6 protein-coding genes and 3 rRNA genes are annotated in these 12608 nt (G+C 46.3%); 5 read left to right on the top strand and 4 right to left on the bottom strand.

Annotated features, from left to right (window positions below):
• Nucleotides 1–146: 146 nt before the first annotated feature.
• Nucleotides 147–569 carry a hypothetical protein gene (locus tag MKY66_RS03255; RefSeq protein WP_076216677.1) on the top strand — a complete coding sequence of 141 codons (423 nt, stop codon included), beginning with the start codon at nucleotides 147–149 and terminating at the stop codon, nucleotides 567–569.
• Nucleotides 570–728: 159 nt separating this feature from the next.
• On the opposite strand, the gene rrf is transcribed toward MKY66_RS03255, so the two are convergent.
• From rrf to MKY66_RS03235, 4 genes are all read right to left on the bottom strand, one after another.
• A 5S ribosomal RNA gene (rrf, locus tag MKY66_RS03250) occupies nucleotides 729–845 on the bottom strand.
• A gap of 74 nt (nucleotides 846–919) precedes the next feature.
• Nucleotides 920–3967: ribosomal RNA gene (locus MKY66_RS03245) — 23S ribosomal RNA — on the bottom strand.
• Nucleotides 3968–4271: 304 nt separating this feature from the next.
• A 16S ribosomal RNA gene (locus tag MKY66_RS03240) occupies nucleotides 4272–5824 on the bottom strand.
• The 16S, 23S and 5S rRNA genes sit together here, the layout of an rRNA operon.
• 536 nt (nucleotides 5825–6360) lie before the next feature.
• A complete protein-coding gene (locus tag MKY66_RS03235; protein WP_076215453.1) occupies nucleotides 6361–7581 on the bottom strand; it encodes a TraB/GumN family protein in 1221 nt (406 codons plus the stop codon).
• A 440-nt stretch (nucleotides 7582–8021) separates the two neighbouring features.
• On the opposite strand from MKY66_RS03235, the gene MKY66_RS03230 reads away from it, so the two are divergent.
• From MKY66_RS03230 to MKY66_RS03215, 4 genes are all read left to right on the top strand, one after another.
• On the top strand, nucleotides 8022–8705 hold the full coding sequence (locus MKY66_RS03230) for a response regulator transcription factor (RefSeq protein WP_076215458.1): 684 nt from the start codon (nucleotides 8022–8024) through the stop codon (nucleotides 8703–8705).
• Between the two features lie 351 nt (nucleotides 8706–9056).
• Nucleotides 9057–9764, top strand: coding sequence for an ATP-binding protein (locus MKY66_RS03225; protein WP_339806859.1), 708 nt, complete (start codon nucleotides 9057–9059; stop codon nucleotides 9762–9764).
• 139 nt (nucleotides 9765–9903) lie between these two features.
• On the top strand, nucleotides 9904–10686 hold the full coding sequence (locus MKY66_RS03220; RefSeq protein ID WP_076215463.1) for an ABC transporter ATP-binding protein: 783 nt from the start codon (nucleotides 9904–9906) through the stop codon (nucleotides 10684–10686).
• Nucleotides 10673–12607, top strand: a complete 1935-nt coding sequence (locus tag MKY66_RS03215) for an ABC transporter permease (RefSeq protein WP_076215466.1) — start codon at nucleotides 10673–10675, stop codon at nucleotides 12605–12607. The genes MKY66_RS03220 and MKY66_RS03215 overlap by 14 nt, the downstream gene beginning before the upstream one ends.
• Nucleotide 12608 lies beyond the last annotated feature (1 nt).

Here is a 12608-nt window from a genome sequence, read left to right as displayed (position 1 = left end):
ATTTGTTAATTGGAGTATGGTTGTCTTGTCAAACTATATACGGCGCCAGACCTCCCCTCACTTTTATCCTAGGAAATGACTGTGAGGAAAGCTACTGCGAGTATGATCAATCCCGACTTATATATATGAAAAGGAGATGTTCGATTGTGAAGAAATATCAAAAAACTGCAATTTCAGCTCTCTCTTCCATGGCTTTGCTCCTAGCATCTGTTCCAGCAGTATTTGCTGATGAAACGTCAATGCCTATAACTCCTTCACAAGATACTCAGATAAAACAGGAACAAGAAGCTACTATCTTTGCCCAAAACCTTTTAGTAGAGTATTTTGATGGAGGTTACTCAACGGATATATATTTGAGTGGAAATGTCACGTTTTCTTTTCTTCCTCGTTCAACTGGGGAATATGTATTTAATGTTGTTGATATGAGTGGAAATTTGAAGGGAAGTGGACGAGTAATCGCATCAGACTTGAGAACAAAAACCATCACTTTAGGGAATCTGTATGGTTACCATAAAATCGTAGGATACTCACCTAATGGTGGGGGAGGAGATTACCAAATTCACTATTAAAATATACTAAGTCGTAGGAATCACACTGTATTTGTTTACTTACGGAATGTCATACAGCGCAGGGGAGACCTATCGGCTTTCACTCAATTCTTTATATGCAATGTATAAAATAGTAAAATAAAAAGACACACTCGATATTATCAAGTGTGTCTTCCTATTGCTTGGCGGCGTCCTACTCTCCCAGGACCCTGCGGTCCAAGTACCATCGGCGCTAGAGGGCTTAACGGTCGTGTTCGGGATGGGTACGTGTGGAACCCCTCCGCCATCGCCACCAAACGCGTAGCTTACATTCAGAGTGTTGTTCTCTGAAAACTAGATTCGAAACGAAACATGCGATTTAGAACTTGCTATTGGATAAGCCCTCGACCGATTAGTACTGGTCAGCTCCATGCATTGCTGCACTTCCACCCCCAGCCTATCTACCTCGTCGTCTTCAAGGGGTCTTACATACTGGGAAATCTCATCTTGAGGGGGGCTTCACGCTTAGATGCTTTCAGCGTTTATCCCGTCCGTACATAGCTACCCAGCGGTGCTCCTGGCGGAACAACTGGTACACCAGCGGTACGTCCATCCCGGTCCTCTCGTACTAAGGACAGCTCCTCTCAAATTTCCTACGCCCACGACAGATAGGGACCGAACTGTCTCACGACGTTCTGAACCCAGCTCGCGTACCGCTTTAATGGGCGAACAGCCCAACCCTTGGGACCTACTTCAGCCCCAGGATGCGATGAGCCGACATCGAGGTGCCAAACCTCCCCGTCGATGTGGACTCTTGGGGGAGATAAGCCTGTTATCCCCAGGGTAGCTTTTATCCGTTGAGCGATGGCCCTTCCATGCGGTACCACCGGATCACTAAGCCCGACTTTCGTCCCTGCTCGACTTGTAGGTCTCGCAGTCAAGCTCCCTTATGCCTTTGCACTCTTCGAATGATTTCCAACCATTCTGAGGGAACCTTTGGGCGCCTCCGTTACTCTTTAGGAGGCGACCGCCCCAGTCAAACTGCCCACCTGACACTGTCCCCGCACCGGATTACGGTACCAGGTTAGAACCTAGATACGATCAGGGTGGTATCCCAACGTTGCCTCCACGCAAGCTGGCGCTCACGTTTCAAAGGCTCCCACCTATCCTGTACAGATCGTACCCAAATTCAATATCAAGCTGCAGTAAAGCTCCATGGGGTCTTTCCGTCTTGTCGCGGGTAACCTGCATCTTCACAGGTATTAAAATTTCACCGGATCTCTCGTTGAGACAGCGCCCAAGTCGTTACGCCATTCGTGCGGGTCAGAATTTACCTGACAAGGAATTTCGCTACCTTAGGACCGTTATAGTTACGGCCGCCGTTTACTGGGGCTTCGGTTCACAGCTTCGGATTGCTCCTAACCACTCCCCTTAACCTTCCAGCACCGGGCAGGCGTCAGCCCGTATACTTCGCCTTACGGCTTCGCACAGACCTGTGTTTTTGCTAAACAGTCGCTTGGGCCTTTTCACTGCGGCCCCCTCGTGCTATTCACACTACCGGGGCACCCCTTCTCCCGAAGTTACGGGGTCATTTTGCCGAGTTCCTTAACGAGAGTTCTTCCGCGCGCCTTAGAATACTCTTCTCGCCTACCTGTGTCGGTTTGCGGTACGGGCACCATCACCTGGCTAGAGGCTTTTCTTGGCAGTGTGAGATCATGACCTTCGCTACTATAATTTTCGCTCCCCATCACAGCTCAGCCTTACAATGTGCGGATTTGCCTACACATCAGCCTTACTGCTTAGACGGACATCCATCAGTCCGCGTCACTACCCTACTGCGTCCCCCCATTGCTCATAACGGCTTACGGTGGTACAGGAATTTCGACCTGTTGTCCTTCGACTACGCCTTTCGGCCTCGCCTTAGGTCCCGACTTACCCTGAGCGGACGAGCCTTCCTCAGGAACCCTTAGGCTTTCGGCGGATCAGATTCTCACTGATCTTTTCGTTACTCATACCGGCATTCTCACTTGTATAATGTCCAGCGCTCCTTACGGTACACCTTCAACCCTTATACAACGCTCCCCTACCCCTGGATCGACTTCACTCCAGCTTCGAAGTCCTGTGTTTATCCCCTGGGAAGCATTTGGTCATCCAAGATAGAATCTCTTGTCAGACAAAAATGTCCTTGTGGTAAACACCGCCTCAAAGAAGCAGTGAAGTCGATCCAAGCCATAGCTTCGGTGGTGTGTTTAGCCCCGTTACATTTTCGGCGCAGAGTCACTCGACCAGTGAGCTATTACGCACTCTTTCAATGGTGGCTGCTTCTAAGCCAACATCCTGGTTGTCTGTGCAACTCCACATCCTTTCCCACTTAACACACACTTGGGGACCTTAGCTGATGGTCTGGGCTGTTTCCCTTTTGACAATGGATCTTAGCACTCACTGTCTGACTCCCGGAAGTAAGTCTATGGCATTCGGAGTTTGACTGAGCTTGGTAACCCTTGCGGGCCCCGCACCCAATCAGTGCTCTACCTCCACGACTCTGTTTTCCGAGGCTAGCCCTAAAGCTATTTCGGGGAGAACCAGCTATCTCCGAGTTCGATTGGAATTTCTCCGCTACCCCCACCTCATCCCCGCATTTTTCAACATGCGTGGGTTCGGGCCTCCAGTGCGTGTTACCGCACCTTCACCCTGGACAGGGGTAGATCACCCGGTTTCGGGTCTACGTCCACGTACTAAGTCGCCCTATTCAGACTCGCTTTCGCTGCGGCTCCGGCTCTTCACCTTAACCTTGCACGGGAACGTAACTCGCCGGTTCATTCTACAAAAGGCACGCCATCACCCCTAAAACGGGCTCTGACTTTTTGTAAGCACACGGTTTCAGGTTCTATTTCACTCCCCTTCCGGGGTGCTTTTCACCTTTCCCTCACGGTACTGCTTCACTATCGGTCGCTAGGAAGTATTTAGCCTTGGCAGATGGTCCTGCCGGATTCATACGGGGTTTCACGTGCCCCGCACTACTCGGGATCCGTCTCGGAGGGAACAGACTTTCAACTACAGGGCTTTTACCTTCTTTGGCGGGCCTTTCCAGACCTCTTCGCTTAACCGGTTCCTTTGTAACTCCATGTGAGACGTCCCACAACCCCAAAGAGCAAGCTCTCTGGTTTGGGCTTCTCCGCGTTCGCTCGCCGCTACTGACGGAATCACTATTGTTTTCTCTTCCTCAGGGTACTTAGATGTTTCAGTTCCCCTGGTATGCCTCTACACAACCTATGTATTCAGTTGTGAGTAACTGGAAATTACCCCAGCTGGGTTTCCCCATTCGGACACCCCCGGATCAAAGCTTGCTTACAGCTCCCCGAGGCAGTTTCGTTGTTCGCCACGTCCTTCATCGGCTCCTAGCGCCTAGGCATCCTCCGTGTGCTCTTAGTAGCTTAACCTCGTGCTCCGGTTTCGACTGCTCGCTTCCCTTGGTTTGCTTGCGCAAAGCCAAAAGTCACTCCCATTCGATACCATCGTACGTGCAATCTACCTTATAAACACTTCACTTGTTTGCACAAGTTCAGCTTAAAGGAATGTTCTAATTCGCGTTTGTTTCGTTTCGATATCTAGTTTTCAAAGAACAAGCTCCATGCAAAAGCAAGCTGTTTGAGAGTTTGAGCTCTCAAAACTGAGCAACGAGTGAGTGTTTTGCAGCTAAGCTGCAGTTTTGAATGTTTCCACTCGGGAAACGATTCTCCATAGAAAGGAGGTGATCCAGCCGCACCTTCCGATACGGCTACCTTGTTACGACTTCACCCCAATCATCTATCCCACCTTCGGCGGCTGGCTCCTTGCGGTTACCCCACCGACTTCGGGTGTTATAAACTCTCGTGGTGTGACGGGCGGTGTGTACAAGACCCGGGAACGTATTCACCGCGGCATGCTGATCCGCGATTACTAGCAATTCCGACTTCATGCAGGCGAGTTGCAGCCTGCAATCCGAACTGAGACCGGCTTTGTTGGGATTGGCTCCATCTCGCGATTTCGCAGCCCGTTGTACCGGCCATTGTAGTACGTGTGTAGCCCAGGTCATAAGGGGCATGATGATTTGACGTCATCCCCACCTTCCTCCGGTTTGTCACCGGCAGTCTATCTAGAGTGCCCACCCAAAGTGCTGGCAACTAAATATAAGGGTTGCGCTCGTTGCGGGACTTAACCCAACATCTCACGACACGAGCTGACGACAACCATGCACCACCTGTCTTGAATGTTCCGAAGAAAAGGTACATCTCTGCACCGGTCATTCAGATGTCAAGACCTGGTAAGGTTCTTCGCGTTGCTTCGAATTAAACCACATACTCCACTGCTTGTGCGGGTCCCCGTCAATTCCTTTGAGTTTCAGTCTTGCGACCGTACTCCCCAGGCGGAGTGCTTAATGTGTTAACTTCGGCACCAAGGGTATCGAAACCCCTAACACCTAGCACTCATCGTTTACGGCGTGGACTACCAGGGTATCTAATCCTGTTTGCTCCCCACGCTTTCGCGCCTCAGCGTCAGTTACAGCCCAGAGAGTCGCCTTCGCCACTGGTGTTCCTCCACATATCTACGCATTTCACCGCTACACGTGGAATTCCACTCTCCTCTTCTGCACTCAAGTCACCCAGTTTCCAGTGCGATCCGGGGTTGAGCCCCGGGATTAAACACCAGACTTAAATGACCGCCTGCGCGCGCTTTACGCCCAATAATTCCGGACAACGCTTGCCCCCTACGTATTACCGCGGCTGCTGGCACGTAGTTAGCCGGGGCTTTCTTCTCAGGTACCGTCACCTTGAGAGCAGTTACTCTCCCAAGCGTTCTTCCCTGGCAACAGAGCTTTACGATCCGAAAACCTTCATCACTCACGCGGCATTGCTCCGTCAGGCTTTCGCCCATTGCGGAAGATTCCCTACTGCTGCCTCCCGTAGGAGTCTGGGCCGTGTCTCAGTCCCAGTGTGGCCGATCACCCTCTCAGGTCGGCTACGCATCGTCGCCTTGGTGAGCCGTTACCCCACCAACTAGCTAATGCGCCGCAGGCCCATCCCCAAGTGACAGATTGCTCCGTCTTTCCAGTTTCCTTCAGGCGAAGGAAACAACTATTCGGTATTAGCTACCGTTTCCGGTAGTTGTCCCAAACTTGAGGGCAGGTTGCCTACGTGTTACTCACCCGTCCGCCGCTAAGTATCAAGGAAGCAAGCTTCCTATCAACTCCGCTCGACTTGCATGTATTAGGCATGCCGCCAGCGTTCGTCCTGAGCCAGGATCAAACTCTCCAATAAAGTATTGAAAAGAGCGATAAGCTCATTTTGAATCTGACGAGATTAAAAATCTCATTTGTGCTCCAGCTGATTCAAGCCAAGGCTTGTTTCAACTTTTGCGTTCATTCTGCAAGCAGAATGTTTACTCACTCGTTGTTCAGTTTTCAAAGATCAAACTTGTTTCGTTACCGAATGTCGTTCTCTTCAGCAACTCTTATATAATATCATGTCCGAACCAACTTTGCAAGCTCTTTTTTTAAGTTTCTTTCGAAGCTTATTTTATTCGCTTGCCGCACCGTGTATCTCGTGTTTTTTTGGCCGGAAATAGAATATACCATGTAGATCATACACTTGTAAAGAGTTAATTTCAAAACATATCAAATCCACGATCTAACCATATTAAGGACCTTCAATCTACAACGAACTCTTAGGTTCAATTGTATTATCCTGCAGCTTGATCTTCTTTATTTAATCTGTCTTTCTTCTATATATAAGAAGGTAACTCTCTCAACTCTTATATTCGAGACGAAAGGGTTACCTTCTATAGTAGTCTATATTTATTTACGTTCTACTTTATATCCTTTATCCTCAAGCAGTTTCACGATGCCGTGATCACCCAAGTAGTGTGCCGCGCCAACAACAATGAAATATTCCTCACCTTTGCCGTTTTTCAAGTAACCATCGATTTTGTCCGCCATACCAATGTTACGATCAACCAGCATTGCTTTGTTATATTCCTCGTTAGTGGAGAAGCTGTTTGTCAGTTCAAGCAGTTGCTCGTCATTACCCGTTTTCCACATTTCAGCCATTTCATTCACACTGTTATCCAACACGTCGAAGTTTTCAATTGTCGCTTTCAGTGTTTCCTCTTGTGTTTCTTTGGAAAAGTCGTTAAACATGCCAAGTTGAGATTGATAACTCTCTAACTCAATAACTGGAAGTTTGCGCTCGATCGCTTTCTGGATGAAATACAGATCCACTCCTGCTGACGCTTCGTATCCTGCCGTTGTGGACTTCAAACTTGCAAGTGTGCTCTCTACTACCCAAGGCTTAAATGCATCCAAGGCGTTAGACTCCAGACCATTTTTCTTCAATACATCACCCAGCTTAGTATACGTTTCACTGGAAATGTGGTCTTTCAGTGTTGTTCCATCTTGATACGAACCCAGACTTAGAACCAGCTTTTGCTGCTCTTCATCAGCGGCTTTGCTAATATCAATCTCTACCCCGAGATAGTCAGCTTCCGCAAAGGCTTCTTCAAACTCCGGACGCAATGGATAGAAGCTCTCATCAGCAATATGCATGGACCCTACCAGATAGACCGTGTTGCCATTGCTTTCAACTTCCCACATGAATCCACGTCCACCGGTTTGAGCAGTTTCGGTTGTTCCACCTTTGGATACCAACAGCACCGTGCGCGTTGCAGCATCCCAGCGAACTTCGTAACCTGCTGCATCACCAACGATGCGGATTGGCGCATACGTTACACCGTTGATACGTGTAAGCTTGCTTTTGAGTGTAATCGTTTTGCCATCTACTACAGCCGTGATCGTATCATCTGTCGCAGTTGTTAGCTTCACGTCCATAGCATCCAGCGTAGTCCGCAGTGGAACTAATGTTGTACCTTTCTCAAGGATTGGTGCTCCTGTAGCATATTTCACAGCTTGGTCATTAACCTTGACGGAAGTTCCTTGTGGAGCAGCCATGGCTGGTACTGCAGACGCGAGCAATCCTACCGAGATTGTAAGAGACAAGAGCATGCGTTTCCAATTCTTCATGTTATGTAATCTCCTTTATTGAATATAGTTGCCAATCCAATTTTTAATAGAATGGACATACTTAGATACTACGGTTAAAGATGGGAAATGGTGCCACTACAAAACTGGAGTAGCACTCCCTTCATTACTCTCATTAAAGTAAGAAACCATAAAACGAAACAATCATATAGGTAATATTCGCAAAGTCTGAGCTATTCCAAGATAAATAGATACTGATCAGTGCTAGGAAAAAGAACACTATAGCCTCTGTGATGTAGACATTCACTTTATTCTTTTCTGCGCTAATTCCAACTCCATCAAGACCTAACTCTATGGCTAGAGCTGCTAATGATTCCTTAGAGGAATACAAGGCACCAACAATCCCCCGCTTACTCCACTCTATTCTTATAATATAGTAGTATGAACTATATACATTACAAAAGGGAGAGAAAGTTTACTCTATGGAATTTAATATATTTATAGTTGAAGATGATCAGGCATTATTCGACGCGTTACAAACAGGGCTGGAAGCTTGGGCGTTTCGGGTTACGAAACCGGATGATTTTAATGAGGTTATGCGTTCGTTTCTTGATCAGCAACCTCATCTTGTAATCATGGATATCACGTTGCCTAAATTTGACGGTTTTCATTGGTGTAGAGAAATTCGATCTGTATCCGAAGTACCCATCATTTTTTTATCCTCCCGCGATCACCCGTTAGATATGGTTATGGCGCTTAATATGGGTGCGGATGATTTTGTCCAAAAACCCTTTCATACGAATGTACTGTATGCCAAAATTCAAGCGGTTCTTCGTCGGACGTACGCTTATGGGGAAACACAGACAGATACACTTGAATGGAACGGTGCCTTAATTGATTTAAAGCGAGGGGTTATCCGAAAATCAGCCGAGGAAGTAGATTTGACCAAAAACGAATTATTCTTGCTGATTTCGCTGGTGAAGTCCAACAATTCCGTCATTTCACGTCATGATCTGATTCGTAAGCTATGGGAAGATGAACAGTTTGTAAATGATAATACACTTACAACCAATATCACCCGTTTGCGACAGAAGCTAGACCCGCTTGGACTTTCAGACGCTATTGTGACAAAGAAAGGGATGGGTTATATGGCAGTGACTTTATAGGAGGAAATACATGATATGTTAATACGTTACGTTAGTTCAAAAAAAAGCTGGATTCTGCTGTTTATCACCTTGCTGGGTGTGACTGACCTGCTTATAATTTTCGATCAGGGAGTAAGCGTTACACCCACCTCTTTCATATATTTAAATGGGCTTTATATTATTTTGTTTGTTGTATTTTTCATTTGGCGGTACAGGAAAGAAACCAGGTATCTGGAAGCAGTTGCTAAACTAAAGAAAGACATGCAAACTAACTGGTTTGAGAGTCTCCCTCACCCTGACAATGAATTAGATAAGATAACGAACAACGTATTAAGAGAGGCCTCAGCCCATTTCAAACAAATGCTTTCTCAAATGAAAGAAGCCCAGCTGATTGAGAATGATTTTACTGCCTCCTGGATTCATGAAATCAAGACTCCTCTTACTGCTATGAAACTGATTATGGACGCGCAAAGTAACCCGGATATAAGTAAAATTGAAACAGAGTGGCTGCGGATTCATCTGCTTGTTGAACAGCAGCTGTACATGACACGCCTTCCTGCCCTGGAATCGGACTATGTCCTTGAAAGGCTGTCTGTACAACGTCTCGCGGTAGAAGAAGTACAGGAACTGGCTCCTTGGTGTATGGAGAAGAATCTGGCAGTCAATATTGAAGGCAATGATGCCGCTGTTGTTACAGACCGTAAATGGTGTCGATTCATTATCAGACAGATCCTGACCAATGCCATCAAATATAGTCCTTCCGAAACGTCACTCACGTTCAGAACAGTTGTTACGGAACAAGAGAATGTCTATCTGGACATAATTGACGAAGGTCCGGGTATTCAGCCTCATGACTTGCCGCGTATATTTGATAAAGGTTTTACCGGTGGGAATGGAAGGATTCATAATGCCGCTACTGGGCTCGGCCTCTATCTTGCCCAAACTGTTGCAGCCAAGATAGGAATTACACTTCAAGTCCAGTCCAGTCAGTCGCAAGGTACAACAATGCGAATGACTTTTATTGATTTAAATGCATTCGAGATCGTTAGAAGAGGGCATGCGGAAAATATCCCGTTATGAACAACCAAGGTTAACTTGGTTGTTTTTTTGTTAACCTGACAAATTCGTCACCTTCCGTTTCAACTCGTCACCCAAAGCGTGCGACACCAGAGATATTTGCATATAAACTTGATCTATAACCACATATGGGAGGTTCATCATGAATGAAATAAATGAACAAACAGTATTACATGCCCGCAATGTTCAAAAAGCGTATGGCTCGAGAGGCAGCACCCAACATGTTTTGAAAGGCATTAATTTACGCGTTCTGCGTAGAGAGTTCGTCGGTATCATGGGTCCCTCTGGTTCCGGTAAAACCACCCTGCTAAACGTACTTGCGACAATTGACCGAACAACTGACGGTACAATATTAATTGATAATGAAGATATTTCCGCCATGACTAACTCCGCCCTTTCCGCGTTCCGCCGCAACAAGCTTGGATTTATCTTCCAGGATTACAATCTTCTTGATACGTTGACGGTAAAGGAAAATATCCTTCTGCCGGTATCACTTAGCAAGCTAAGTAAGAAGCAGGCGGAGATAGAATTTGCAGCAATTGCAGATGTGCTGGGCATTCGGGAATTGTCGGAGAAATACCCCTTCGAAATATCAGGAGGGCAAAAACAGCGCACTGCAGCTGGTCGGGCTTTAATCCATCAGCCTTCTATCATCTTTGCCGACGAACCGACGGGGGCCCTAGATTCCAAGTCAGCGTCATCACTGTTGTCCGTAATGGATGAGGTGAATCGGACTAGAGAGGTCACTATCATCATGGTCACACACGATCCAGTCGCATCCAGCTATTGTAACCGCGTGATCTTTTTAAAAGACGGGAAGATTTATTCCGAACTCTACCGGGGGGAGAAATCCAGACAGTCGTTTTTTAAGGAAATCATTGATGTGCAGGCTGTACTAGGGGGCGATAATATTGACGGTATTTGATCTGGCAATCCGCAGTATGCGGCAAAATGTGAAGCATTACTATCTGTATTTCTTCGCACTAATTTTCAGCATGAGCCTGTTCTTCATCTTTGCATCTCTCAAGTATGATCAGCAGGTACAGAATATGCTGGATTCAAGTGTGAACTTTACTACAGCCTTCCAGTCTGCAGCAGTCCTGCTTATGGTAATCATAGGGATCTTCACTGTTTCATCTAACAGCATATTCTTACGAAGACGCAGCCGAGAAATTGGATTATATCAGCTCATAGGGCTTTCCAAAGGTTGGATTATCCGTTATTTACTCCTTGAGAATATCTTGCTAGGTTTAGGCGCTTTGATAACAGGGATCATCTGCGGAGCAATCGTATCCCGTATGTTTGTCCTGATTTTAATGAATCTGCTCAACTTGAACGGTCTGCCTTCGATAGACTTTTCTGTACTGGCAGCGTTAGAAACGGCCGTAGTGTTTATTCTCGTCATTGTTATTACTTCTATTCAGATGATAGTAATGATCACTCGTAGAACCCTGTTGGGCTTATTCCAGGCAGATAAGCAGCCTGACCTTATCAGCAAGCGGCCCTCTATTTTTACGGCTATAATCGCTGTACTTGGTGTTATATTGATTGGCTACGGGTATCAGTTATCGGGCCATATGGTAGATGAACAATTAGTGTTTAATGCGCTGCTGGTAATGGCATCTACAATAATAGGAACCTATATCTTATTTAGGGTGACAATCAGATGGTGTCTCTACTGGTTCCGCAAACGTAAAAATGGACATCTGAGCTTGTACAATAGTCTGTCGCTTGCTCCGTTGATGCACCGTATGAAAGCCAATGCCAACTCGCTTACATTAATTACTGTGCTGTCGGCTTTAACCCTTACACTGGTTACCATGGCATATTCTATCTACTACTCCGTAGAGCAAGTCACCCGCAAAGATTATCCATATGATTTCGCAATTGAGAATAACCAGCGGGATGCAGATGCTTTTACAGCCGAGCTGGAGAGCAAAGGGATTCATTACAACCACTATACCATCAATACGTTCCGGACTAACGGTGTTGTTCTGGATCCGTTGATTGAATCCGGGTTTAGAGAAGGCATGTTATTATGGCTTCCGGCTGAACAGTTGCAAAAATCCGGCAGAGATGTCCCTGTACCTGACTTTGACGAGGCAATAGAATATAGCGCTTCTGCTCTAAGCGCATATGATGACATTGATCTCACCAAACGTTATCCAACTATGATTGAACTGCGCTCAGAAACACAGACCAAGAGCTATACCCTGAATGAAATATTTTTGGAGAATATCGTGAACGCCGGAATATCAGGTGGTAGACAAATGTTAGTATCTGAAGCCACCTTGGAAGAGATTGAGAGAAGAATGTCCAATATGGACGGTTTCGAACGGGTTGAAATAGATACATTTCTAGTCCCGGACAATAAGGAACTTGCGCTGGCCTCCTCTCTCTATCAGAAATATAATACGGACGATTATTATTCGGCAGACTTTTATTCCCGATACACAAGTTTGCTCCAGCAATCCGGTTTATTAATTTTTATAGCTGCCTTTCTAGGACTTGCTTTTCTTGCTTCAACCGGCAGCATTCTCTACTTTAAACAGATGAGCGAAGCCGAGCAGGAAAAACAGAGCTTTAGAACTTTGCGTCAGCTTGGGTTTGATGAAAAGATGATCATGAAAGGCATCTTGAGAAAGCAGATGCTGGTGTTTCTACTGCCGCTGTTCATTGGAATATTGCATTCGGTCTATGCAGTCAAGGCAAGTTACTTCATAACTCTTTCGGACGATACCATCCCTGCAATGATTTCGATGGGAGCTTATGCCTCCATCTACTTCCTGTTCGCTTTCTTCACACTTGGGTATTACAAAAAAATCGTTCAGAACGCTATGTTATAAC

Origin of the sequence: Paenibacillus sp. FSL R5-0766, assembly GCF_037971845.1 — a bacterium.
In the GTDB taxonomy this organism is placed as follows: Bacteria; Bacillota; Bacilli; order Paenibacillales; family Paenibacillaceae; genus Paenibacillus.
This window is presented reverse-complemented; position numbering and strand designations above follow the sequence as displayed.

What these genes read in the sequence shown, in the direction of transcription:
- MKY66_RS03235 (WP_076215453.1), bottom strand. Translation starts at nt 7,581, where the DNA reads ATGAAGAATTGGAAACGCATGCTCTTGTCTCTTACAATCTCGGTAGGA.
- MKY66_RS03230 (WP_076215458.1), top strand. Translation starts at nt 8,022, where the DNA reads ATGGAATTTAATATATTTATAGTTGAAGATGATCAGGCATTATTCGAC.
- MKY66_RS03225 (WP_339806859.1), top strand. Translation starts at nt 9,057, where the DNA reads ATGAAAGAAGCCCAGCTGATTGAGAATGATTTTACTGCCTCCTGGATT.
- MKY66_RS03220 (WP_076215463.1), top strand. Translation starts at nt 9,904, where the DNA reads ATGAATGAAATAAATGAACAAACAGTATTACATGCCCGCAATGTTCAA.